We start from the raw sequence: 22,962 nt of genomic DNA on the forward strand, positions 1-22,962 counted from the left end.
CGACGATGGAGAGATGTTGATGTCATCAACATCGCCTCACGGGTCCGTCGCCGACGGCTTCCGGGACGCGATGGCCGGGCTGGCGAGCGGAGTGTGCGTGGTGACGACGGCGGCGGGCGGCGAACCCGCCGGGCTGACGACCACCGCGGTGATGAGCGTGAGCCTCGACCCACCACTGGTTGCCGTCGGGGTCGCTCGGTCCAGCCGGACGCTCGCGCCGCTCCGCGAGGCGCGGCGGTTCGCGGTGCACGTGCTGCCGCACGACCGCGAGGAGGTGGCTACGGTCTTCGCCTCCAAGGCCTCGGACAAGTTCGACGGCCGCGCGGTCCGCCCCGGGCTGGGCGGCGTCCCGGTGCTCACCGAGGACGCGCGCCACGTCCTCGAGTGCGAGACGTGGGCCGAGCTCGAGGCCGGCGACCACATACTGCTTGTCGGGCAGGTCCTCCGGGTGCACTCCGCCGAGGCCGACCAGGGGCGGGCGCTGGTGCACTTCGACCGGGAGTTCCACCAGGTCGGCGCGGCCCGTGCGCCGTCGGCCCACCCACCGGCGACGAACCACCCGCGCGAGACGAACCACCCGCGCGAGACGAACCACCCGCCCGCGACGAACCACCCGCCCGCGACGAAGGGAACCATGTGACCCGCTCCGCCCCGCTCGCCCTCACCGTGGTCGACGCCCTGCTCCTGCCCGGCGCGGACGCCGGGCCCGAGTGGTACTTCGGCTGGCTCCAGGTCGGCACCGACGGCCGCGTCGTCGGCCTGGGGCCCGGGGACCCGCCGTCCGACACCTACGGCACGCCCGTGCTGGACGCGGGCGGGGCGATAGTGGCCCCGGGCTTCGTCTCCGCGCACTCGCACCTGTTCACGTCCGGCCTGCGCGGCATCTCCCCTGACGCGACCCTGTACCCGTGGGTGCGCTCCATGATGGAGCTGTTCCGGCACACCACCGCCGAGGACATGTACTGGTCGACGCTGCACGGGTCGCTGGACTTCCTCGCCAACGGGGTGACCAGCGCCTACAACTTCATGCAGTCCGGCGTGACCTGGCTGTACGACCCGCGCACCGCACGGAACGTGCTCGGCCGGGTGCATCCCGACGACTACACGACGCGCCAGATGGACGGCACGGTCGACGCCGGCCTGCGCGCCGTGCACGCGATCCGGCTGGACGACGAGGCCGGGCCCGAGGACGAGGTCCTGGCGACCTTCGCCCGCAAGGTCGACGCGGCGCGCGCCCCCGAGCGGGCGGGCCGCGGCCAGCACCTGGGGGTGTCCGTGATGGGGGCGGTCCAGTGGGCTGCCACCTCCCGGACCGCGGAGCTCGAGGTACAGGTGATGCGCGAGCACGGCATCACCGACCAGGCCCACTTCGTCGAGACCGCCGAGGGGATGGACGTCCAGCGGGCCAAGTTCGCCTGGTACGACGACGCCGGGGCGCTCGGCCCCGACCTGCTCCTCGGGCACTTCGTCCACCCCAGCGACGCGATGGTCGACCGCGTGGTCGCGGCCGGCAGCCCCGTCGTCTGGCAGCCGACGTCGAACGGGCGCCTCGGTTCCGGCGTCGCCGACGTCGTGCGCTACCGCGAGGCCGGCATCGCCGTGGGCATCGGCCTGGACGACCAGTCGTGCACCGACATCTCCGACCCCTGGTCGAACATGCGGCTCGGCCTGTACTCGCAGCGCGCGCTGTACCACGACGCCGCAGTGCTCTCCCCGCGCGACGTGCTCCGCATGCACACCCTCGGGGCCGCCGAGGTGCTCGGCGTCGCCGACCGGGTAGGCAGCCTCGAGATCGGCAAGTACGCAGACTTCGTGCTGGTCGACCACCGGTCACCGAGCACGGGTCCCGTGTGGGACGTCGTCGCGACTTACGTCCTCGCGTGCGGGCTGCGCAACCTGCGCGCGACGTACGCGGGCGGGCAGTGCGTCGCCCGCGACGGGCGCGGGACGACGCCGCTCGCCGAGCGCGCCGACGCCGAGCTGGCCGAGCGGATCGAGCGAGCGGCGCACGCCGACGGGCGCCGGCTCGCGGTCACCGCGGAGGAGCTGGTGTCCGCGCGCGCCCGCAAGAACCCGCGCATCCCCGAAGAGCCGAGGTAGAACTGGAGCGAGATAGAACCCGGGCGAGATAGAACCGCAGTCGCGCTGCGGTTCTATCTCGCCACAGTTCTACTTCGGCAACAGGGAGTCAGTCCTCCGAGGCGGCCGACGGCGCCGCCAGGCCCGCCGTGATCAGGTCCATCACCGACGAGTCGGCGAGCGTCGTGGCGTCGCCCACCGCCCGGTCCTCGGCGACGTCGCGCAGCAGGCGGCGCATGATCTTGCCGGACCGGGTCTTGGGCAGCTCCGGCACCACGAGGATCTTCTTCGGCTTCGCGATGGGGCCGATCTCCTTGCCCACGTGGTCGCGCAGCTCCTTCTGCACCTCGGCAGCACCCTCCGGCGTCGCCGCGCGGCCCGCGTGCTCGCCGCGCAGGATCACGAACGCGACGACGGCCTGGCCGGTCGTCTCGTCGTTCGCGCCGACGACGGCCGCCTCCGCCACGATCTCGTTCGAGACCAGGGCCGACTCGATCTCGGTCGTCGACAGGCGGTGCCCGGACACGTTCATGACGTCGTCCACGCGGCCCAGCAGCCAGATGTCGCCGTCCTCGTCCTTCTTGGCGCCGTCACCGGCGAAGTAAAGGTCGTCGAAGCGGGACCAGTACGTCTCCTTATAGCGCTCCAGGTCGCCCCAGATGCCGCGGAGCATGGACGGCCACGGCTCGGACAGCACGAGGTAGCCGCCACCGCCGTCGGGCACGGGCTTGGCCTCGTCGTCGACGACGGTCGCCACGATGCCGGGGATCGCCACCTGCGCTGAGCCGGGCTTGGTCGCGGTGACGCCCGGCAGGGGGCTGATCATGATGGCGCCGGTCTCCGTCTGCCACCAGGTGTCGACGATCGGGGTCTTGTCGCCGCCGATGACGCGGCGGTACCACATCCACGCCTCCGGGTTGATGGGCTCGCCCACCGAACCGAGGACCCGCAGGGAGGACAGGTCGAAGCCGCCCGGGATGTCGTCGCCCCACTTCATGCAGGTGCGGATCGCGGTCGGCGCGGTGTACAGGATCGAGACCTTGTACTTCTCGATCAGCTCCCACCAGCGGCCGCGGTGCGGCGTGTCGGGCGTGCCCTCGTACAGCACCTGCGTGGCGCCGTTCACGAGCGGCCCGTAGACGACGTAGGAGTGGCCGGTGACCCAGCCGACGTCGGCCGTGCACCAGTAGACGTCCGTCTCCGGCTTCAGGTCGAACACGTTCTTGTGGGTGTACGCCGCCTGCGTGAGGTAGCCGCCGGTGGTGTGCAGGATCCCCTTCGGCTTCCCCGTGGTGCCGCTCGTGTACAGGATGAACAGCGGGTGCTCCGCCTCGACCGCCACCGGCTCGTGCTGGTCCGACGCCGCGGCCAGGGCCTCGTGCCACCACACGTCGCGGCCCTCGACCCAGTCGACGTCCTGCTCGGTGCGTCGCACGACGAGCACCTTCTCCACGGACGTCGCGGGAGCGCCCTCCTTGGGCGCGAGGGCCTCGTCGACGGCCGGCTTGAGGGCCGATGGCGCGCCGCGCCGGTACCCGCCGTCGGCCGTGACCACGAGCTTGGCCTCGGCGTCGGCGATCCGGCTGCGCAGGGCGTCGGCGGAGAAGCCGCCGAAGACCACGGAGTGCGGTGCCCCGATGCGGGCGCAGGCCAGCATCGCCACCACGGACTCCACGAGCATCGGCAGGTAGATGATCACGCGGTCACCGGTCTGCACGCCCAGCGAGGTCAGCGCGTTCGCTGCGCGGGACACCTCCTGCTGGAGGTCGGCATACGTGACGGTGCGGGTGTCGCCGGGCTCGCCCTCGAAGTGGATGGCCACGCGGTCGCCGTGGCCGGCCTCGACGTGCCGGTCCACCGCGTTGTACGCCGCGTTCAGCGTGCCGTCGGCGAACCACCGCGCGACGGGGGCGCCGCTCCAGTCCAGCGTCTCGGTGAACGGCGTCGTCCAGGTCACGAGCTCCTGGGCCTGCTCGGCCCAGAACCCCAGGCGGTCGGCCGACGCCTTCTCGTACAGGTCAGCTTTCGCGTTCGCCTGGGCCGCGAACTCCGCGCTCGGCGGGAAGCTCCGGGTCTCGTGCAGCAGGTTCTCGAGGCTGGGGCTGGATGCCGAGCCCGACGTCGGGTTGGTGTCTGTCACGGTGACCTCCGGTGCGCATCTTCGCGTTCGTTTCGGGCAGGGTGCATGGCGCTGCCTTGACGTTCTCTCTGGTCGGTGAGTGTAGTCCCGGACGGTGACACCCCCCACAGCCGTCTGTCAGTTCCTGAGACAGCGGCCGCCCGCGCCGGACCCCCGGCGGAATGGCCCGGCCATTGGCCACGTTGGCGCTGGCGTGAGCCTCCTCTTCGAACCGATGACCCTCCGCGGCCTGTCCGTCCCCAACCGCGTCTGGTTGTCGCCGATGTGCGAGTACTCCGCGGTCGACGGCGTCCCGAACGACTGGCACCTCGTGCACCTCGGCGCCCGCGCCGTGGGCGGGTTCGGGCTCGTCATGACCGAGGCGACCGCCGTCGTGCCGGAGGGCCGCATCTCCCCGCAGGACACGGGCATCTGGAACGACGAGCAGACCGCCGCCTGGAAGCGCATTGTCGACTTCGTGCACGAGCGCGGGGCGCGCATCGGCATCCAGCTCGCGCATGCGGGCCGCAAGGCGTCGGCCTTCCGCCCCTGGTCCCCGGTGCACGGCACGGTCCCGGTGTCGGACGGCGGTTGGCCCACCGTCGGCCCGTCGGCCTCGCCGTACCCGGGGTTCGACGCCCCCGCCGAGATGACGCCCGCGCAGGTCGCGGACGTCCCCGAGCGGTTCGCGGCGGCCGCTCGCCGGGCGCGCGAGGCCGGGTTCGACGCGGTCGAGGTGCACGCCGCGCACGGGTACCTGTTGCATCAGTTCCTGTCGCCGCTCGCGAACCTGCGCACCGACGAGTACGGCGGGTTCACCGCCGGCCGCTCGCGGCTCGTGGAGGAGACGGTGCGTGCCGTGCGATCCGCGTGGCCGGAGGACCTGCCCGTACTGGTCCGGCTCTCCGCCACCGACTGGCTCGAGAACGGCCTCGCGGTGGACGACGTCGCGGCCGTCGCCAGCCGCCTCGGCACCCTCGGCGCGGACCTGATCGACGTGTCGACCGGCGGTGTGGCGCCGGCGTCGATCGCCGTCGGGCCGGGTTACCAGGTGCCGCACGCGCGCCGCGTGCACGAGGTGTCCGGCCTCCCGGTCAGCGCCGTCGGGCTCATCAGCGACCCGGCCCAGGCCGAGCAGATTCTCGTGGAGGGTTCGGCCGACGCCGTCATGCTCGGCCGTGAGGCCCTGCGCGACCCGTACTGGCCGCTGCGCGCGGCGAACGTGTTCGGCGAGAAGATCGGCACGGTGCCCGTGGATTCCGGCGTGGGAATGCAGCCTCAGTACTCGCGCGCACAGTGGCGGTGACCTACGGCGAAGGCTTGGGCTGACCGCGATTCCTGAGCCTGCGGCGGTCGAGCGCCGGGGGAATGCGGGGCGCGGTGATTCTTTGCCGGCCGGCGTGCATTCCGCGAAACGATTCGCCGTGCGGCCGGGCTCCTCGCAATTTCCGATCGCGATCCGGAAGTGCGAGGGCCCGGCCACTGCGGTGGCGAGATCTCGGCCCACGAGTACGGAATCCGGGAGCATCCTCAAGCCGGATACCGCTCTCACCAGCTGGCGGGGTGACCGTGCACTTCGCTCGCTGCCGATCAGGCCTCGACCCTTTCGACCCCCAGGGCACGGTCCCTTCCGCCCTGAATACTTGCTGTGAACACAATCACACTGCCTTGTGCTTATAAAAGCAACCTGAGCGGACTGATCTTCACAATTGCCAATTCCTGTCATGCCGGCAATTGGTCGCGAAAATCTTCGGCCTTACCTTGGCTTGACCTTCTGTGGTGGGTCGGTCGACCTCAGAGGCGGCGCAGATACTGGCGGCATACGTAGATCCGCGCGAACCGCTTGCGCAGCTCTGCTTCGAGTGCGATGTCCGCGTGCATGAACGCGTTCACCGGTGCGGAGAGCCCGCGGGGCGTCGTGAAACCCTCGGCGGGCTCGTCGCCGTCCTTGTAGACGTGCAAGTAGCGGAAGTTCTCGGTGAACCCGCAGCGCCGGTACCAGGCGTTGGCCGCCCGGTCCTCGCGGGTCCAGGCGTCGAGGGTCGCCGTGCCCGACGCCCGGAGCGGCGCGAGAACTGCGTCGAGGAGGGCGGTCGCGATGCCCTGGCGCGCGTGGTCGGGATGGACCGCGATGGTGTCGATGGTGGCGGCGTCGCCGTCGATCTCGACGTCGAGCAGCCCGGCGATCTCGCCGCCGTCGGACACCACGACGAGAGTTATTGCAGGCAGGTCGAAGGTGGTGCGGCGCGGTTTGACGTCGTCGTAGTACTGAGTTCCGAGAAAAGCCAGGGCGCGGCAGCGAAGCCAGCCGGGCTCGTCCGCGGGCGCGTAGGGGCGCACGGTGAAAGTCATGGGATTCCGATCGTCGAAGGGCAGGCGAGAACGCGCGCGCCTCGGCGCGCAGCGGGGATGCGCTCAGTTCGACGACATGGGCAGAGCGTGCCCGACGGCGGCCGCGCCGGTCGAGCGAATTCCGCGTCGGCTCAGCGGCGTCGCGACCGGCGTCGGGCGGCGCGCCAGACCAGCCAGGCGGTAACGCCCACCGCCACAACGCCCACCACCGCGAGCAGCGGGACAGGCTCGATGCGCGGGCGCAGCGCGACGGGCCGGGTGAACGCCAGGACTCCCCAGCCGGACTGCGCCGCCCGCCGCTTCAGCGCGCGGTCCGGGTTGACCACATAGGCGTGGCCGACCGCCGCCAGCATCGGCGCGTCGGTGATGGAGTCGGAGTAGGCGAAGCTGCGCGCGAGGTCGTAGTCCTCGCGTGCGGCGAGGCGGCGGACGCCCACCGCCTTGTTGTCGCCGTAGTTGTAGAAGTCGATCTCGCCGGTGAACCGGCCGTTCTCGACGGACATCTGGGTGGAGAGCACGTGGTCCGCGCCGAGCACGGCGGCGATGGGCTCCACCAGCACTGCGGCCGACGCCGACACCACCACGACGTCCCGGCCCGCCGCGTGATGCTCGGCTATGAGCTCGACGGCCTCCGCGTAGACGTACGGGTCGATGAGCTCGTGCACCGTCTGGGTGACGATCCGCCGGACCTTCGCGACGTCCCAGCCGGTGACGAGCGACGACAGGTGCGTGCGCATCCGCTCGGTCTGGTCGGCGTCGGCGTTCCCGATCATGAAGACGAAATGGGCGTAGGCGCTGCGCAGCACGTCGGCGCGCGAGAGGAGCCCGCCCGCGAGGAACGGCTTGGAGAAAGCCGCCGACGAGCTCGTGGCGATGATCGTCTTGTCGAGGTCGAAGAACGCGGCCGCACGCGGGGCGTGCGACAACGGTCGAGGAGCGATCTGGGGAACCTGCTCGGTCACCCGGAGAGCCTACCGGCGCAGGCTCTCCGGAGGGTGGCGCTCGCGAGGATGTTCCGCGACGCGGATGAAACTCGTTCGTTCGAACGACAGACCCTGTCCACGGCGGCACCGGCCGGCGAGCCCGACCACAGGCAGCACTTTCCCCGGCTTGTGCACAGCCAGCCCTCCGTCACCAGCGGGGCGCGGCCCCGAGCGCCCAACCTCGTTCCAGAGCCCGGGCAGTCCACCCGGGACGAGGGGCCGGGCCGTGTGCCCGGCGGCGGCCCGGGACAGCCCCGGGCGGGGGGAGGCAGCGATGATCAGCACAGCGGGCGGCACGGCAGAACCGGGGCGCGTGATCGGAGTGGTCGGGGCCTGCGGCGGAGCGGGTGCGTCCCTGGTGGCCGCATGCGTGGCACACGGCCTGCGCCGGAGCGGCGAACGGGCCACGCTCGTGGACCTGGACGCCCATGCGCCGGGCACGGATCTGCTCCTGGGGGCCGACGGCGGACGCGGCGCGCGCTGGCCGGACCTGGTCGAGGCGCGCGGTGATGTCGAGGGCGCGGGTGTGGTCGCGGCCCTGCCGCGCTGGGGCATGGTGCCGGTGCTGAGCGGGACCGCGTCGGACCCGCCACCGGACGACGACGTGGTGCTCGACGTCTGCCGCGGGCTCGTGCGGGCCGGCGAGACCCTGGTGCTCGACCTGCCGCGCCCGGGAGCGTGGGGCAGTGCGACCCGGCGGGGAGCCGGGCCTGCGGTTGAGGCGCCGGGCAGCGACGGCCTGGCCCTGCGCACCCTCCTGGCGGGGTGCGAGACGGCGCTGCTCGTTGTGCCCCTGACGCTGCCGGCGACAGTCGGCGCCCAGCGGGTCCGCAACGCCCTGCGCGGAGCCGGCGTGTCCGACGTGCGAGTGGTGGCGCGCGGCCCAGCACCGGGCTCGGTCGACGAGGACGACGTCGGAGCCGCGCTGGGGCTGCCGGTCGTGGCGGCCATGGGCCGCGACGGCGGGCTCGCCCGCGCGATCGAACGGGGCGAAGGCCCGGCGATGTCCCACCGGGCCACGCTCGGCCGGTTCGCCGCCGACGTGGCGGGTGCCCTGTGACCGCGGCGACCAGCGAGATCTCGCTGCTCGACGACGTCCGCGCGCGCCTCGTGACCGGTCGCACGGGCACCGATTCGGCGGTGCGCGACGCGGTGCGGGACTCCGGGCTGGTGCTCGGGTCCGACGCGCTCCACGACCTGGAGCGTGCAGCCCGGGCCGAGCTCACCGGCGCCGGGCCGCTGCAGGCGCTGCTCGACGCCCCCGACGTCACCGACGTGCTGGTCAACGGACCGGACGACGTGTGGGTCGACCGAGGCGCCGGTCTCGAACGGGCGGCGGTGAGCCTGGGGTCGGCCGCGGGCGTGCGGACGCTCGCCGTCCGGCTGGCCGCACTGGGCGGCCAGCGCCTCGACGATGCCTGCCCCACCGTGGACGCCCGCCTGCCCGACGGCACCCGGCTCCACGCCGTCCTCGAACCGCTCGCCGAGACCGCCGTGATCTCCCTGCGCGTGCTGCGCACCCGGGCGTTCACGCTCGACGAGCTCGTGGCTGGCGGTGCCCTGCCCCGACCGTGGGCGGCGCTGCTGCGGTCGCTGGTGCTCCGGAGGGCGAACGTCCTGGTCAGCGGCGGCACCGGCACCGGGAAGACGACACTGCTCGCCGCCCTGCTCTCCCTCGTCCCCCACACCGAGCGCGTGGTGACCGTCGAGGAGGCCCGCGAGCTGCGCCCCACCCACCCGCACGTGGTGCACCTCGCCGCCCGGCGCGCCAACGTCGAGGGCGCCGGCGCCATCGACCTCGCCGACCTCGTGCGGAACGCGCTGCGCATGCGACCCGACCGGATCGTGCTCGGCGAGTGCCGCGGCGCCGAGGTACGCGAGGTCCTCATGGCCATGAACACCGGGCACGACGGCGGCTTCGCGACCCTGCACGCCAACGCCGTGACAGTGGTCCCGGCCCGGCTGGAGGCGCTCGCGGGCCTGGCCGGGATGACGCGGGAGGCCGTGGCTGCGCAGGCCGCGGGCGCGCTGGACGTGGTGCTGCACCTCCGGCGGTCGCACGGGGCGCGGTATCTGGCGGAGATCGGGCTGGTGGGCCGCATGCCCGGCGGGGAGCTGGAGGTGCGGACCGCCGCGCGCTGGGACGGGAACGGCAGCTACGACATCGAGCCGCGCGCGTGGGACGAGCTCACCGGCAGGTACGGGCCATGGTGACCATCGTCGAGCCGCTCGGCGTGGGCCTGCTCGTCGCCGTCGGCGCCTGGCTGGTGCTGGCGCGCGGCGGCCGCCGGTTGCGAGACGTGCTGGCTCCGCCCGGTGCGGGCCGCGGGCTCGCACCTGCCCCGGACACCGGGCCCACGCCGGACCCGGCGCGCCTGCCCAGGCAGCGGAGCGCCCGTCGCGCCGAACGTAGCCCCGGCGGCGACGTCCGGGTGGTCGTGATGCAGGTCGTTGCGCTGCTCCGGGCCGGCACGTCACCCGGGCTCTCCTGGTCACGCGCGGTCGGCGTCGGTGTGGACCTGACCGGCGTGCCCGACGTCGACGGGCTCGCCCGGCTGCTCGGCGCCCGGCACGCGGAGGCGGTGGTCGCGGCCACCCGGCTCGCGCTCGACGTCGGCGCACCGCTCGGGCGGGTCCTGGAACAGGTCGCGGGAACGCTCGTCGCGGAGGCCGAAGCGAGAGCGGAGCGGGACGCGGCGCTCGCCGGCCCGCGGACGACGGGGCGGCTGCTCATGTGGTTGCCGATCGCCGGCGGGTTCCTCGGCTGGGCGCTCGGCGCCGACCCGGTGGCCACAGCTACCGACGGTGGCATCGGGACTTTGGCGGTGGGCCTCGGGCTGGTGCTGCTCGTGGCCGGGCGGGTCTGGTCGGACCGGCTGGTGGCCGCGGCCCGCGGCGCCGACCGCTCGGGCGTGGACGTCGAGGTGGTGCTGGAGCTCGTGGCCGCCGCCATGCGATCCGGAGCCGGGGTGCCGCGGGCACTGGAGGCGACGGGTGCGGCGGTCGGCGGTCCCGACGGCGCGGTGCTCACCCGGGTGGCCCACGCCCTCGTGCTCGGCGCCACGTGGGAGCGGGCCTGGGCCGACGCCCCGGTGGTGCTGGCCCCGATGGTCCGGGCCCTGCGGGGCGCCTGGCTGGACGGCGCCGCGCCGGGTGAGGCGCTCCGGGCGGCCGGTGAGGAGGTGCGGCACGAGCGCAGATCCGGAGCACGGACCGCGGCGGCCCGCCTCGGCGTGCGGCTCGTGCTCCCGCTCGGTGCCTGCTACCTGCCGGCGTTCGTGCTGGTGGGGCTGGTCCCGGTGCTGCTGGCGCTGGGGATCGACCTGCTCACGGGGTGAGCGGGGCCGGCGGCCGAGCCGAGCGTGCCGGGCGACCCGCGTCGGGAAGCAACCGCCGCTCCGAAGCGGCCGGCGTCGGGAAGCTGCCGGGGCCGGGAGGGGAAAGGACTTCGGCGCGCACGCGCGCCGGTGCCGTCCGCCGCACGGCGGGCGGGGCTCGTCACGGCGAGCCGTACGGGGCCTGTGTGCGGGCCAGAAGGCCCGGACACGGGCGGAGAAGGAGGAGATATGACGATGACGACGGCGGTGGCCTGCCCCGAACCGGAGGACAGGCCGCAGACGGAGGCCGACGACCGCGAGTCGGAGCGAGGCCTGGCCACGGCCGAGTACGCGATAGTGACGATCGCGGCGGCAGGCTTCGCAGGCGTGCTGATGGCGATCCTCAAGGGCGGTGACGTGAAGGGGATGCTCACGTCGCTGATCCAGTCGGCGCTCTCGATCGGCTGACCCATGGCGGATCGTGAGTCGGAACGAGGCTCCGTCACGGCGGAGCTGGCCCTCGGGCTGCCCGTCGTGGTGGTGGTCCTCGTCGCCGTGCTCACCCTCGCGGCCGCGTCCACGGCGCAGATGCGCGCCCTGGACGCGGCCCGTGCGGGGGCGCGGGCGGTGGCGATCGGAGAACAGGAGTCGGCCGTGGGCGCGGTCGTGGCGCGTGTCGGCGGGCCGGAGGCCGAGCTGTCGCTGGCCCACGAGGGCGAGTGGGTGCGGGTGACCGTCACGCGGCCGGTGGCCGGCGGCTGGTTGTCCGGCCCGCTGCGGGCCACAGGTACGGCGGCGGCCTGGGTGGAGCCGTGAGGCCTGCGGTGCGTTACTGGCGCTCGCGAGACTCGGCGCGCCGCGGCCCTGGACGGCGTGGATCCGGACTGTGTGAATCCGGACCGTGTGAATCCGGGCGGCGTGACCCGGAGCGTGGTGCGGGCACGGTCCTGATCCTGGGGATCATCGCCGCGGTCCTGCTGCTCGCGGTCGGGATCGCGGCGCTCGGCGCCGCTCAGAACGCCCGCGGAGCGGCGCAGACGGCAGCGGATCTCGGCGCGCTCGCCGGCGCCACCGCCCTGCGTGACGGATTCGATCCGTGCCGGACGGCGAGCGCCGCCGTGGCGCGTAACGGTGCCGAGGTCGCGTCGTGCGAGGTGCTCGGCGGAGGTGTGGTGCGCGTGGTGGCGACGCGGACCCCAGCCGGGGTGGGCGGGGCGTTCGACGGTGCACTGGGTTCGGCGCGAGCGTCCGCACGGGCAGGGCCCCGGGTGGGAGAGGCGTCACGATCCGGAGCGGAAATGGGATGACATGTGTTCGCTACCACTCGTAGTATCACTGCTATGAAAAGTACGGAGGATGCGATGGATGCTCAGCATGCGCCTCCGCCGTCGGGCGACCTGGCGCTCGACGTGCGGGACCTACGGATGCGGTACGGGACGAAGGACGTGCTCACGGGGGTGTCGTTCGTGGCGCAACGGGGCGAGGTCCTCGCCCTGCTCGGGCCCAACGGCGCGGGTAAGACCACCACCATCGAGATCCTTGAGGGCTTCCGCATGCGGTCGGCCGGCGAGGTCTCGGTGCTCGGGAAGGACCCGGCACATGGTGACGAGGCGTGGCGCGCGCGCTTGGGTGTCGTGCTCCAGTCGTGGCGTGATCACGGCAGGTGGCGGGTGCGGGAGCTGCTCGGATACCTCGCTCGGTTCTACAGCCCCTACGGGACCGCGGAGGTGCCGCGGCCATGGGACGTGGAGGAGCTCATGGACGTCGTTGGCCTCACGGAACATGCGAAGGCCAAGGTGCAGACGCTGTCGGGCGGGCAGCGGCGGCGCCTCGACGTGGCGATCGGGATCGTCGGCCGGCCGGAGGTCGTGTTCCTCGACGAGCCGACGGCGGGCTTCGACCCGCACGCGCGGCGGGAGTTCCACGACCTGGTACACCGCCTTGCAGACTTCGAGAACACGACGGTCATGCTCACCACGCACGACCTGGATGAGGCCGAGAAGCTGGCCGACCGGATCCTCGTGCTCGACGAGGGCACGATCATCGCCAACGGTTCCCCGGACCAGCTGGCGCGCGCGCTGACCACCCAGGCGGAGGTGCGCTGGACATCCGAGGGCCGTCGGCACGTTCATGCCGTGGCGCAGGGTGACCCCACCGGGTTCGTCCGGGAGCTGTTGGCGGGCGACCCGGGCGCCACCGAGCTCGAGGTCAAGCGGGCCAGCCTCGAGGACACCTACATGTCGCTCGTCCACAAGGCCGAGACAGACCAGGCGGACCACACGGAGACGACCCGCACCGAGCGGACCGAGCGGACCGAGCAGACCGAGGAAGTGCAGTCATGACCACGACCACCCGTTCCGACGCGCGATGGGTCGCCGTGCGTGCAGGGCTCTCCCGAGGCTGGCTCGAGACCAAGTACTCGATCCGGGAGCCCAACGACTTCGTCTGGACCCTGGCGTTCCCCATCATCTACGTCGTCGTGCTCCTGTTCATGCGGGGCAGCACCGTGCCCGGCACCGACTTCGCTCTGGGCGCCATGGTGCTGCCGAGCCTCGTCGGCATGTCGATAGCATTCGGCGGGCTGACTGGTCCGGCCGGCACCATCTCCGTCGACCGGGAGGACGGCACCCTGCTGCGGGCGAAGGCGACGCCCAACGGGATGGTCGGCTATCTCGTCGGCAAGATCCTGATGTTCGCGCTGACCACGCTGGTGAGTCTGATCGCGCTGATCATCCCGGCTGTCACGGTCGCGGGGGACCTGCGCCTGGACGCCCGTACCTGGCTCCTGCTGGTCCTCATCTTCCTCGTCGGGATGATCGCCACGGTTCCGATCAGCGTCACGCTCGGGTCGCTGTTCAAGTCGTCGTCACAGTCGGGGCTGATGCTCCTGGTATCCATGCTGCTGATCGCGCCCTCGGGGATCTTCTACCCGATCACGGCGCTTCCCGAGTGGCTGCAGTGGGTTGGACAGGCATTCCCGTTCTACTGGCTCGGGCTGGGCGCCCGGTCGGCGATGCTCCCGCAGAGCATGGTCACGGCCGAGATCGGCGATTCGTGGCGCACGCCCGAGATGTTCGCGGTGCTCGGCGCCTGGGCAGCCGTGGGTATGGTGCTCGCGCCCATCGTGCTCCGCAGGATGGCCCGCCGGGAGTCGGGCTCCACGGTGGCCGCGGCGCGGGAGCGTCACATGACCAAGGGATGGTGAGTGGTGGGGGAGCAGTCCGACGTCGTCCACAACCGCATAGCGATGCTCCGCGCCGAGCGCGGCATCTCGCGGCGCGAGCTGGCGGAGGCGCTCGGGGTGCACTACCAGACCGTCGGGTACCTCGAGCGGGGCGAGTACAGCCCGTCGCTGTTCCTGGCGCTGAGGATCGCCGAGTACTTCGACGTCGCCGTCGAGGTCGTCTTCTCGACGACCCCTTTCAAACGCCTGGGCGACTGACCCCGTGGTTGTGGGCGCGACCGTTGCGACTATGTGTCCGTTTTAGGCGCAACGATCTCGCCCACAACCAGATCGTCAGCTTGCGGGGCATGCGACAGGACGGCGTCGAGCAGCCGGACCGCCGCCGCCTTGTCGAGGGGCGCGTTGTACGAGCCGCACTTCGGCGACTGCACGCATGCCGGGCACCCGTCGACGCAGGGGCAGGCTGCTATCGCGTCGCGGGTGGCCCGGAGCCACGTCGCGCCCAGGTCGTAGGCCCGTTCCGCGAAGCCGGCGCCGCCCGGGTACGCGTCGTACACGAACACGGTGGCCTCGCCGGTGTCCGGGTGCAGCTCGGTCGACACCCCGCCGAGGTCCCAGCGGTCGCACGTCGCCAGCAGCGGCAGCAGCCCGATCGACGCGTGCTCCGCGGCGTGCAGCGCGCCCGGCGTCTGCTCGGGGGAGATGTCGGCGGCGCGCAGCACGAACTCGGGTACCGACCACCACACGGCCACCGTGCCGAGCGTGTGCTCGGGCAGCTCGAGCTGCTCCGTCCCGAGCACCTGCATGTCCGGGACACGTCGTCGTTGGAAGCTCACCACCTGCGACGTCACCTCGACCGCCCCGAGGCCCCAGGTGACCGGCCCCCACTCCCGGGTGACCAGGTCGTGGCCGGGGCCGTCCGCGCCCTCGGGGGCGACGGCGCCGTCCGCCTCCTCGTCCCCGGAGTCCCATCCCTCGATGGCCACCGACATGACCGACCGGGACCACGTCCCGTAGTCGAGCCGGCGTCGCTGCACGACGGCGGTGTGGTCGGCCAGGTCGAGGTGCGCCACCACGTAGGTGGTGCCCTGGTGCACGTAGACGGCGCCGTCGTGCACCTGGCCGTCCGCCGACGCCGCGTCGACCGTGCCGAGCATGCGCCCCGTGCCCTGCTCGATCACGCGCACGGGGGAACCGCCCGCCCCGCGCAGGTCGGTGAGCCCGGCGGCGCCCTGGTGGTGGGTCCAGTACCACCCGGACGTCCGACGCCGGAGCGCACCCCGGGCGACCAGCACGTCCAGGATCCCGCGGACGTGGGCGGGATCGCCGAACGCCGCGAGGTCCTCGGACCGCAACGGCGACTCCTGGGCCGCCGCGCACAGGTGCGGCGCCAGCACGTGCGGGTTCGCGGGGTCGAACACCGTGGCCTCGAGCGGTGCGTCGAACACGGCCTCGGGGTGCGTCACGAGGTAGGTGTCGAGCGGGTCCTCGCGCGCGACGAACGCGATCAGACCATCCGCTCCCGCGCGCCCGGCGCGCCCCGCCTGCTGCCACAGCGACATGCGCGTGCCCGGCCAGCCGGCGATGAGCACCGCGTCCAGGCCGGAGATGTCCACGCCCAGCTCCAGCGCGTTGGTCGTCGCGAGGCCGAGCAGCTCGCCGGTGCGGAGCGCCTGCTCCAGCTCGCGGCGCTCCTCCGGGAGATAGCCGCCGCGGTAGGCGGCGATCCGGCGCGCTGCGTCCGGCGCGGAGCGGCGCAGGTGGTCGCGGGCCTGCTGGGCCACCGACTCCGCGCCGCGCCGCGACCGGGTGAACGCCAGGCTTCGGGCGCCGGCCGAGGCGAGGTCGGCGAGCAGGTCGGCGACCTCGGCGGTGGCGGACCGGCGCGGGTGCTCCGGCGGGGTCTCGGCGGCGACGGCCTCGGCCTCCGGGTCAGGCTCCGTTGCCGGCGGCGCCCAGGAGTCGGGCTCAGGCGCAGCGGCAGGCAGCGCCCATGGGTCCGGTTCGCTGAGGTCGGCCCGTCGCATCGAGGTCGGCTCATCGCCGGACCGATCTCGGTGAGGGCCGCCGGCCCCGGCGGCGTCGCCCCCGGCGGGCGGACGCCAGCCGACGATCTCGGGCGGCTGCCACAGCACGACGGTGCGGCGTCCGGACGGTGAGGTGTCCGCGGTGACGGCTGTGACGTCGTCGGGCGCGACGCCGATGAGGCGGGCCGCGCTGACGGCGGGCTCCGCCGTCGTCGCCGAGGCGACGACGAATGTGGGCGAGCCCTCCCCGTAGTGCGCCGCGAGGCGCGCGAGCCGCCGCAGCACCAGCGAGACGTGTGCGCCGAAGACGCCGCGGTAGGCGTGCCCCTCGTCGACGACGACGTACCGCAGGCCCTTCAGGAGCCGCGACCAGCGACGATGGTTCGGCAGCAGGGCATAGTGCAGAAAGTCCGGGTTGGTGAGGACGACGTCGGCGTGGTCCTGCACCCAGGAGCGCTCCTCGCGCGAGGTGTCGCCGTCGCACGTGGCGACGCGCACGTCCCGCGTGCCGGCCGCTTCGAGGACGCGCTCGAGCGCGCTGAGCTGGTCGGCGGCCAGCGCCTTGGTGGGGCTGAGGTAGATGGTCGTGGGACGGACGTGCGCCGACTGGATGTTCCCGGGATCGAGCGTCGCGGCGGCCGCGGCGGTCCGGACGGCGGACAGCGCGGGCAGCCAGAACGCCAGCGACTTGCCCGATCCGGTCGACGTCGCCAGCGCGGTGTGCCGGCCCCGATGGACGAGGTCGGCTGCCACGGCCTGGTGCGTCCACGGCCGCTCGACGCCGAGCCGCCGGTACCCCTGCACCACTGTCGCGTCCGCCCAGCGCGGCCAGTCGGCGTGCTCCGCCGTCCGCTCCGGAAAGACGCGCGACGCCGTCAGCCGCTCGGCGCGCGCGCCACCGGCGAGGAGCACGTCGAGGAGGGGGTGGGTGGAGACGTCGGGCACGCTGGACAGTCTCCCACCCGGACCGACACTCCCCCGGAAAGACCTATCCGGCCGAGGGGGTAACGCTGAGGGAACGGTGCGATCCCTGCGTTACCCCTCTCGGCCGAGCAAGCCCTCCGGGCCTCGTCAGCAGCCCCGGACCAACTCAGTCGCGGAAGGTCTCGATCCGCGCCCCGAGCTCGATGAGGCGTTCGGCCAGCTGCTCGTAGCCGCGGGCGATGATGTCAACGTCGCGAAGTACCGACGTCCCGGTGGACGCGAGCATCCCGAGGAGGATGACCACGGCCGGCCGCAGGGCCGGCGGGCAGCTCACCTCGGCGCCACGCCAGCGCGTCGGACCGTTGATCTGGAGCCGGTGGGCGTCCATCAGCCGCACGTCCGCGCCGAGGCGGGTCAGGTCCGTGAGGTGGATGGCCCGGTTCTCGTAGACCCAGTCGTGGATGAGCGTGCTGCCGGTGGCCCGCGCCGCGATCACGGCGAAGAACGGCAGGTTGTCGATGTTCAGACCCGGGAACGGCATCGGGTGGATCTTGTCGATCGGCGCGCGCAGCTCACTCGGGTGGACTGTGACGTCGACCAGCCGGGTGCGCCCGTTGTAGGCCACGTACTCCGGGCTGAGGGTGTACTTCTGGCCCATCTCGGCGAGCGTGGCGAGCTCGATCTCCATGAACTCGATCGGCACCCGCGCGACCGTGATCTCGGATCCGGTCACGATGCCGGCCGTCAGCAGGCTCATCGCCTCGACCGGGTCCTCGGAGACCGTGTACTCGACGTCGTTCTCGAACCTGGTGCGGCCCTTGACGCGCAGGGTGGTGGTGCCGATGCCCTCGATCCGCACGCCCAGCAGCTCCAGGTAGAAGCACAGGTCCTGGACCATGTAGTTGGGGCTGGCGTTGCGGATGGTCGTCACGCCGTCGCGGCCCGCGGCCGCCATCAGCGCGTTCTCGGTCACGGTGTCGCCCCGCTCGGTGAGGACGATCGACAGGTCGCCGCTGCCGGGCGTGACCCGCGCCTGGTAATGGCCGGCCGTCGCGGTGACGTCGAGCCCGAACGGGCGCAGCGCGATCATGTGCGGCTCGACGGTACGGGTACCGAGGTCGCAGCCACCGGCATACGGAAGCTCGAAGGCCGGCTCGAGCCCCAGCAGCGGGCCGAAGAACATGATGATCGAACGCGTTCGCACTGCTGCGTCGACGTCGATGGCCGCCAGGTCGAGCGACTCAGGCCGGACGATCTCGAGGTCACGCCCGTTCGGCGCCCACGTGGCGCGCACCCCGATGGAGCGCAGCACGTCGAGGATGCGATCCACCTCGACGATCCGGGCGACGTTGCGCAGCACCGTCCGACCATGGTTGAGCAGCGAAGCGCACAGCAGGGCCACAGCGCCGTTCTTGGACGAGTTCACCTCGATCCGTCCGGAGAGCTGGTGCCCACCGTCGACGCGCAGGTGCGTACGCTTGGGCACGCCGACGGTGATCAGCTCGGAGTCGAGAGCGGCGCTGATGCGGCCGATCATCTCAAGGCTGAGATTCTGTGCCCCCTGCTCGATCCGGTGCACGGCGCTCTGGCTCGTGTTGAGCCGCTCGGCGAGCTGAGCCTGAGTGAGCCCGCGATGTTGCCGGGCCCCTCGGACCAGTGCGCCGACCTGGGCGGCGCCGACGGCGGGGATCGATCCGGTCAGTGGGCGTTCTGTGCTCGCGATAGTCACAACACGACCGTAACTCATATATGAGATAGAGGCACGCGTAAGGCTGGTCACAGGTCGAAGAGCGTGGGCTGCTCCAGGTAGACGCCCTCCTTCTCCAGCATGCGCAGCTTGGTGCGCGGGCCGCCGCGGGCCGAGAACCCGCCGATGCGGCGGCCCGCCGCCAGCACGCGATGGCACGGCACGATCGGCGGGAACGGGTTGCGGCCCATCGCCTGGCCCACGGCCTGGGCCGCTCCGGGCGCGCCCAGCTCCGCCGCGACCTCGCCGTACGTGCGGGTCTCCCCGGGTGGGATGGCGCGCACGATCTCGTACACCCGGCGGTCGAAGTCGGGCACGGCGCTCATGTTCAGCGGGACCTCCGCGAGGTCCCCGACGCCGTCGTCGAGCAGGCGGGTCAGCGCGGTGACCGCTGGTGCGACCGGGGCGGGCGGAGCCTCGACGGCGCCGGGGTACCAGCCGCGCACGGCGCCGCGCACCTGGTCGGCGCTGCCATGTGGCAGCGCCGAGCCGACGATCTCCGCGTCCTGGTTCCAGACGAGGGCGCACTCGCCGATCGCCGTCGGGATCACCGCGAACTCGAGCCTGTTCCGGTCCATGGGCCACACGATAGGCGGGCTCACCGACATAGAGCCGGTCAGTCGGTGACCCAGCGCGCCGCGAGGTCGCTTGCCTTCTCTGCGGCGTCCGGCCCACCGCTCGCCTTCGCGGCCATGGCCCCGGCTGCGGCGAGACCCTCCGCGTAGCCCACGGCGTAGGTGGTGACCGGCGCGGCCGGCCGGGCGACGGCGTGCGCGGCGTCGCGCGCGAGGTCGAGCACCGCCCCGACGTCCACAGTCCCCGGGGGAAGGCCGAGCTCGGCCTCCAGGGCCTGCACCCAGCTGTCGAGCTCTGCCATCTCGCGTCCTCTCGGGTTCTCCGCTGGTCAGCGGTCTCGGTCAGGTCCCCGGCCGGTGACCCGGGCACCGAGGCGGGCCGCGTCGGCGGGGGTGTCGATGTCGTCGCTCCAGCCTGCCCGGTCCGGGACCTCGACGCAGCGGAGCACGCCGACCAGGTGCTTCATCGGCGCACCGTCGGTCTCGACCCCGTCAAGGGCGGCGTCGAGGGCCGCGCGGCGGTACAGCCCCACGAGCCACTGGGCCCGACGGTCGCGCACCAGGTAGGCACCGTCCACGGGTTCACGTGAAACTGCCTGCTCCAGGAGTCTGATCGCCCGGGCCGCGCGCGGCACGTCCACGGCGAGCAGCAGCACCCACGGTGCGGCAGGGTCGGGCAGGGCGCGCAAGCCGGCGGCAAGTCCGGCGACCGGCCCGCCGAACGGCGGGTCCTCCCTGGTCAGGCCTGGTGCCGGGCCGGAGTAGCCCGACGCCGGATCGCGAACCGGCAGCGCACCCGCAAGTTCCTGGGGTCCCACCACCACCACTCGACGGGCCCGCGCACTCGCGGAGAGCGCGCGGTCGAGCAGCCGCGCGCCGTCGACGACAAGGCCTGCCTTGGACGTGCCGTCCAGGCGCGTGGCCCGGCCGCCGGCGAGGACCACGGCGTCGTACACGATCTCGCGCAGCCGCGCCGTCATCGGAGCATCAGCACCTGGACCAGGTCGCCGGCACTGACCTTCTCGACGTCGGGCGGGACGAGGGCCAGGCCGTCGGCCGTCGCGAGCGCGGACAGGGCGTGGTGGGAGCCAGTGGGCACGACGCCGAAGGAGTCGGCGACAGTGCCGTCCGTGGCGTCGCCGTCGGGAAGGGGAACCAGCCGGACCGGGACGACGAGGAGCCGCCCGGGCGAACCGGACCAACGTGCAGCGGCGGCGAGTGGCACCCCGCGGAGTGTGTTGCTCTGGGTAGACGCTGTCGACCCGGAGCAACACACCCCCCGGAGGTGGTGTCTCCCCGAGAGGTCCTCTCCGCGGAGCCGGTCGATCGCCGGCCGCGCGAACAGCTCGAACGACGCGTACGCCCCGACCGGATTGCCCGGCAGCGCGAGCCACGGCACGCCGTGCCAGCGAGCCAGGGCCTGCGGCTTGCCGGGGGACATGGCGACGGTGGCGACGTCGACGTCGGTCGCGCCGGTCCTGGCCCGGTCCCCGGCCCCGGGCGACGGCGCCGCCAGGACCTCCCGCACCACGTCCGCAGCGCCGGCCGACACACCTCCGGCGGTCACGATCAGGTCGACACGCGACCCTCCCCCAGCCCCAAGCGCCGCCGCGTCGAGCGCCGCGCGCAGGGCCGCCGGATCGTCGGACACCGGCCCGAGCCGGACGACGTCGGCACCGGCCGCCCGCGCTGCCGCCGCGAGCATCGGCCCGTTGGAGTCCGTGATCTGGCCCGGCCCGAGCGTCCCGCCCACCGGCACCAGCTCCGAGCCGGTCGAGATCACGGCGACCAGCGGCCGGCGTCGGACAGGAACGCGGACCGTGCCCGACGCCGCCAGCGCACCGACCAGCGCGGCCGTCACCTCTGTCCCGGCGTGTGCGAGCAGGTCCCCCGAGCGGACGTCCTCACCGGCGCGCCGGACGTGCGGCCGGGGCCGCCGGGCGAGCGTGACCGAATCTTCCGCCCGGGGCGCGCCCGCGACGAACCGGCCGGTCGAGGTGTGCTCCACGGGGATCACGGCGTCCGCCCCGGGCGGGAGGGGTGCACCGGTCATGATCCGCACGGCCTGCCCCGGCCCGATCCCGGCGACCTCACTCGGGCCGGCGGCGACGTCGCCGGTCACCTGGAGCGTCACCGGCCCGCCTCCGGCCGGCAGGTCAGCGAGCCGCACTGCGTATCCGTCCATCGCTGCGCTCTCGAAGGGCGGGACGGAGACGGCGGCGTACAGATCCTCTGCGAGCACCGAACCGTAGGCATCGCCGAGATCCAGGGAGACCGCGGGCAGCGGTGCGACGAGCGCGAGCACGCGCTCGACGTGCTCGGTGACGCTCCGCAACCTGGACTCCATGAGACGACGCTAGGCGAGCCGCGTTCGAACGGGATTTCCTGTGTCTCACAGTAAGGCGTCGATTCCTGTGAGCGCGAGATCTCTTGACATCAAGATATCCGCTGGGGAGGGTTACGGCCATGAGGCTTCACCATGTGCAGGTCACCTGCCCGCCCGGCGGCGAGGACGCCGCCCGCCGCTTCTACGCCGACGGCCTCGGCCTGACCGAGGTCCCGAGGCCCGAGGGTCTCGCGGGCCGGGCTCTCTGCTGGTTCCGCGACTTCGACCAGGAGGGCCGGACGACCGCCGAGATCCATGTCGGCGTCCAGGACCCGTTCGCTCCCGCCCTCAAGGCCCACCCCGCCCTCGTCGCCGACGACGTGGCCCACCTCGAGTCCATCGGCTCCCGCCTCGAAGAGCTCGGGTTCGAGATCACCTGGAAGGACCGCCACACCTTTGATGGCTACGAGCGCTTCCACGCCTTCGACGGCGCGGGCAACCGCGTGGAGGTCCTGACGCCGATCCAGTGACGCGGTCGCGATGGTTAACGCCGCTCGGAGACTGCCTCGTCGTACCGCGCCCGCGTGCGACGAACCATCTCCTTGGCGTCGATATCGCCGTTGACGTAGGCGATCGAATCAGTCCGCCAGGCGTCGGACACCGCAGCGCCCTCCATGGCGTTCGTATTGATCGACTCTTCCACTGCGAGTCGACGCTGAGATCGCTGTGCGGCCCGGTATCCGATCAGGTCCTGCATCGCCACGCGCCGATACGAGTTGACCTTCGTGAACGGGATCTGGCCCGATTCCAGCAGCTTGACCAGTGTCGGGCGAGAGATCCCGAGGATGTCCGCCGCCTCCTGGGTCGAGAGCATGCGCGCGTGATCCACGATCGTGACCGAGCTTCCCGTCCGCAGGGATCGGGTCGCGGAGTCGAGCAGACGACGGAGCTGCTCCGGTAGATCCACGGCCTCGCCACTTTCGGTGTGGAGCGACAGGTGGCCAGGCTCCGCGAGGAGCGCGCCGACCTGAGTCAAAGCCTCCAGGTCCTCCACGGACGGCGTGATCGTGTTCTCATCGATCGTCGACATGACCCCACCGTAAGTCGAAAAAGTCGAAACTGCCACGCGTGTCGCGTGGCCCGATCACCATCCCGGTGCCGCGGGCAACCAGCGGCAGCCCCTCACACGAGGACCCGCCCCGCTGTGCGTTCTTCCTTACGGTCGATTAACTGCTCTTTGTTGGGCGATGAAACACCGCCTCCCTAGGTTCATGCACGTCGGTCCGACGTCGGGCCGGCCCCGGATTCGGCACCTGTCGGTCTGGGCAC

23 protein-coding genes are annotated in these 22,962 nt (G+C 72.6%); 13 read left to right on the forward strand and 10 right to left on the reverse strand.

Annotated features, from left to right (window positions below; genetic code table 11):
- Positions 1-19: 19 nt before the first annotated feature.
- Together ACFT2C_RS13075 and ACFT2C_RS13080 are read left to right on the forward strand one after the other, a co-directional pair.
- On the forward strand, positions 20-640 hold the full coding sequence (locus tag ACFT2C_RS13075; protein ID WP_377207495.1) for a flavin reductase family protein: 621 nt from the start codon (positions 20-22) through the stop codon (positions 638-640).
- Positions 637-2,100, forward strand: a complete 1,464-nt coding sequence (locus tag ACFT2C_RS13080; RefSeq protein ID WP_377207496.1) for an amidohydrolase family protein — start codon at positions 637-639, stop codon at positions 2,098-2,100. The genes ACFT2C_RS13075 and ACFT2C_RS13080 overlap by 4 nt, the downstream gene beginning before the upstream one ends.
- A gap of 88 nt (positions 2,101-2,188) precedes the next feature.
- Here ACFT2C_RS13080 and acs read toward each other — a convergent pair whose 3' ends face one another.
- A complete protein-coding gene (gene acs / locus ACFT2C_RS13085; RefSeq protein ID WP_377207497.1) occupies positions 2,189-4,219 on the reverse strand; it encodes an acetate--CoA ligase in 2,031 nt (676 codons plus the stop codon).
- Positions 4,220-4,412: 193 nt separating this feature from the next.
- Here acs and ACFT2C_RS13090 point away from each other — a divergent pair, with 193 nt between their 5' ends.
- Positions 4,413-5,504: an NADH:flavin oxidoreductase/NADH oxidase gene (locus ACFT2C_RS13090; RefSeq protein WP_377207498.1), complete on the forward strand. Its 1,092-nt coding sequence runs from the start codon at positions 4,413-4,415 to the stop codon at positions 5,502-5,504.
- Positions 5,505-5,992: 488 nt separating this feature from the next.
- On the opposite strand, the gene ACFT2C_RS13095 is transcribed toward ACFT2C_RS13090, so the two are convergent.
- Together ACFT2C_RS13095 and ACFT2C_RS13100 are read right to left on the reverse strand one after the other, a co-directional pair.
- Positions 5,993-6,550 carry a GNAT family N-acetyltransferase gene (locus ACFT2C_RS13095; RefSeq protein ID WP_377207499.1) on the reverse strand — a complete coding sequence of 186 codons (558 nt, stop codon included), beginning with the start codon at positions 6,548-6,550 and terminating at the stop codon, positions 5,993-5,995.
- 131 nt (positions 6,551-6,681) lie between these two features.
- Entirely contained in the window at positions 6,682-7,512 is an 831-nt protein-coding gene (locus ACFT2C_RS13100; RefSeq protein WP_377207500.1) for an HAD family hydrolase, read from the reverse strand.
- A gap of 295 nt (positions 7,513-7,807) precedes the next feature.
- Between ACFT2C_RS13100 and ACFT2C_RS13105 the strand changes: the two genes are divergently transcribed.
- The 9 genes from ACFT2C_RS13105 (at position 7,808) to ACFT2C_RS13145 (ending at position 14,292) form a co-directional block, all read left to right on the forward strand.
- Positions 7,808-8,593: a pilus assembly protein FlpE gene (locus ACFT2C_RS13105; RefSeq protein ID WP_377207501.1), complete on the forward strand. Its 786-nt coding sequence runs from the start codon at positions 7,808-7,810 to the stop codon at positions 8,591-8,593.
- On the forward strand, positions 8,590-9,747 hold the full coding sequence (locus tag ACFT2C_RS13110; RefSeq protein ID WP_377207502.1) for a TadA family conjugal transfer-associated ATPase: 1,158 nt from the start codon (positions 8,590-8,592) through the stop codon (positions 9,745-9,747). The genes ACFT2C_RS13105 and ACFT2C_RS13110 overlap by 4 nt, the downstream gene beginning before the upstream one ends.
- Positions 9,741-10,871, forward strand: a complete 1,131-nt coding sequence (locus ACFT2C_RS13115; protein WP_377207503.1) for a type II secretion system F family protein — start codon at positions 9,741-9,743, stop codon at positions 10,869-10,871. The genes ACFT2C_RS13110 and ACFT2C_RS13115 overlap by 7 nt, the downstream gene beginning before the upstream one ends.
- Before the next feature lie 228 nt (positions 10,872-11,099).
- Positions 11,100-11,318 (forward strand): DUF4244 domain-containing protein, encoded by a 219-nt coding sequence (locus ACFT2C_RS13120; protein ID WP_377207504.1) that lies wholly within the window; start codon positions 11,100-11,102, stop codon positions 11,316-11,318.
- Between the two features lie 3 nt (positions 11,319-11,321).
- Positions 11,322-11,666 carry a TadE family type IV pilus minor pilin gene (locus ACFT2C_RS13125; protein ID WP_377207505.1) on the forward strand — a complete coding sequence of 115 codons (345 nt, stop codon included), beginning with the start codon at positions 11,322-11,324 and terminating at the stop codon, positions 11,664-11,666.
- A gap of 8 nt (positions 11,667-11,674) precedes the next feature.
- Entirely contained in the window at positions 11,675-12,157 is a 483-nt protein-coding gene (locus ACFT2C_RS13130; RefSeq protein ID WP_377207545.1) for an Rv3654c family TadE-like protein, read from the forward strand.
- 54 nt (positions 12,158-12,211) lie between these two features.
- Positions 12,212-13,192: an ABC transporter ATP-binding protein gene (locus tag ACFT2C_RS13135; protein ID WP_377207506.1), complete on the forward strand. Its 981-nt coding sequence runs from the start codon at positions 12,212-12,214 to the stop codon at positions 13,190-13,192.
- Positions 13,189-14,055 (forward strand): ABC transporter permease, encoded by an 867-nt coding sequence (locus ACFT2C_RS13140; protein ID WP_377207507.1) that lies wholly within the window; start codon positions 13,189-13,191, stop codon positions 14,053-14,055. The genes ACFT2C_RS13135 and ACFT2C_RS13140 overlap by 4 nt, the downstream gene beginning before the upstream one ends.
- Positions 14,056-14,058: 3 nt before the next feature.
- On the forward strand, positions 14,059-14,292 hold the full coding sequence (locus ACFT2C_RS13145; protein WP_377207508.1) for a helix-turn-helix transcriptional regulator: 234 nt from the start codon (positions 14,059-14,061) through the stop codon (positions 14,290-14,292).
- A gap of 29 nt (positions 14,293-14,321) precedes the next feature.
- Here ACFT2C_RS13145 and ACFT2C_RS13150 read toward each other — a convergent pair whose 3' ends face one another.
- The 6 genes from ACFT2C_RS13150 to glp all read right to left on the reverse strand — a co-directional run bounded on the left by ACFT2C_RS13150 (position 14,322) and on the right by glp (position 21,654).
- The gene (locus ACFT2C_RS13150; RefSeq protein ID WP_377207509.1) at positions 14,322-17,006 is read right to left on the reverse strand and encodes a DEAD/DEAH box helicase; all 2,685 of its coding nucleotides are present in this window, start codon (positions 17,004-17,006) and stop codon (positions 14,322-14,324) included.
- A 145-nt stretch (positions 17,007-17,151) separates the two neighbouring features.
- Complete coding sequence (locus tag ACFT2C_RS13155) at positions 17,152-18,708, reverse strand: UDP-N-acetylglucosamine 1-carboxyvinyltransferase (protein WP_377207546.1); 1,557 nt, start codon at positions 18,706-18,708, stop codon at positions 17,152-17,154.
- A gap of 53 nt (positions 18,709-18,761) precedes the next feature.
- Complete coding sequence (locus ACFT2C_RS13160) at positions 18,762-19,310, reverse strand: methylated-DNA--[protein]-cysteine S-methyltransferase (protein ID WP_377207510.1); 549 nt, start codon at positions 19,308-19,310, stop codon at positions 18,762-18,764.
- A 38-nt stretch (positions 19,311-19,348) separates the two neighbouring features.
- Positions 19,349-19,609: a DUF6457 domain-containing protein gene (locus ACFT2C_RS13165; protein WP_377207511.1), complete on the reverse strand. Its 261-nt coding sequence runs from the start codon at positions 19,607-19,609 to the stop codon at positions 19,349-19,351.
- A 27-nt stretch (positions 19,610-19,636) separates the two neighbouring features.
- Positions 19,637-20,287, reverse strand: coding sequence for a molybdenum cofactor guanylyltransferase (locus tag ACFT2C_RS13170; RefSeq protein ID WP_377207512.1), 651 nt, complete (start codon positions 20,285-20,287; stop codon positions 19,637-19,639).
- Complete coding sequence (gene glp, locus ACFT2C_RS13175) at positions 20,284-21,654, reverse strand: gephyrin-like molybdotransferase Glp (RefSeq protein ID WP_377207513.1); 1,371 nt, start codon at positions 21,652-21,654, stop codon at positions 20,284-20,286. The genes ACFT2C_RS13170 and glp overlap by 4 nt, the downstream gene beginning before the upstream one ends.
- A gap of 119 nt (positions 21,655-21,773) precedes the next feature.
- Between glp and ACFT2C_RS13180 the strand changes: the two genes are divergently transcribed.
- Entirely contained in the window at positions 21,774-22,163 is a 390-nt protein-coding gene (locus ACFT2C_RS13180; protein WP_377207514.1) for a VOC family protein, read from the forward strand.
- A gap of 14 nt (positions 22,164-22,177) precedes the next feature.
- Here ACFT2C_RS13180 and ACFT2C_RS13185 read toward each other — a convergent pair whose 3' ends face one another.
- A complete protein-coding gene (locus tag ACFT2C_RS13185) occupies positions 22,178-22,723 on the reverse strand; it encodes a helix-turn-helix domain-containing protein (RefSeq protein ID WP_377207515.1) in 546 nt (181 codons plus the stop codon).
- Positions 22,724-22,962: the final 239 nt, after the last annotated feature.

It is taken from the genome of Promicromonospora sp. NPDC057138, assembly GCF_042670845.1.
Classification (GTDB): Bacteria; Actinomycetota; Actinomycetes; order Actinomycetales; family Cellulomonadaceae; genus Promicromonospora.

Bases quoted from the DNA above. Each gene is read 5' to 3' on its own strand.
- ACFT2C_RS13165 (WP_377207511.1), bottom strand. From the start codon at position 19,609: ATGGCAGAGCTCGACAGCTGGGTGCAGGCCCTGGAGGCCGAGCTCGGC.
- ACFT2C_RS13160 (WP_377207510.1), bottom strand. From the start codon at position 19,310: ATGGACCGGAACAGGCTCGAGTTCGCGGTGATCCCGACGGCGATCGGC.
- ACFT2C_RS13135 (WP_377207506.1), top strand. From the start codon at position 12,212: ATGGATGCTCAGCATGCGCCTCCGCCGTCGGGCGACCTGGCGCTCGAC.
- ACFT2C_RS13105 (WP_377207501.1), top strand. From the start codon at position 7,808: ATGATCAGCACAGCGGGCGGCACGGCAGAACCGGGGCGCGTGATCGGA.
- ACFT2C_RS13140 (WP_377207507.1), top strand. From the start codon at position 13,189: ATGACCACGACCACCCGTTCCGACGCGCGATGGGTCGCCGTGCGTGCA.
- ACFT2C_RS13075 (WP_377207495.1), top strand. From the start codon at position 20: ATGTCATCAACATCGCCTCACGGGTCCGTCGCCGACGGCTTCCGGGAC.
- ACFT2C_RS13095 (WP_377207499.1), bottom strand. From the start codon at position 6,550: ATGACTTTCACCGTGCGCCCCTACGCGCCCGCGGACGAGCCCGGCTGG.
- ACFT2C_RS13180 (WP_377207514.1), top strand. From the start codon at position 21,774: ATGAGGCTTCACCATGTGCAGGTCACCTGCCCGCCCGGCGGCGAGGAC.
- ACFT2C_RS13125 (WP_377207505.1), top strand. From the start codon at position 11,322: ATGGCGGATCGTGAGTCGGAACGAGGCTCCGTCACGGCGGAGCTGGCC.
- ACFT2C_RS13120 (WP_377207504.1), top strand. From the start codon at position 11,100: ATGACGATGACGACGGCGGTGGCCTGCCCCGAACCGGAGGACAGGCCG.
- glp (WP_377207513.1), bottom strand. From the start codon at position 21,654: ATGGAGTCCAGGTTGCGGAGCGTCACCGAGCACGTCGAGCGCGTGCTC.
- ACFT2C_RS13185 (WP_377207515.1), bottom strand. From the start codon at position 22,723: ATGTCGACGATCGATGAGAACACGATCACGCCGTCCGTGGAGGACCTG.
- ACFT2C_RS13115 (WP_377207503.1), top strand. From the start codon at position 9,741: ATGGTGACCATCGTCGAGCCGCTCGGCGTGGGCCTGCTCGTCGCCGTC.
- ACFT2C_RS13170 (WP_377207512.1), bottom strand. From the start codon at position 20,287: ATGACGGCGCGGCTGCGCGAGATCGTGTACGACGCCGTGGTCCTCGCC.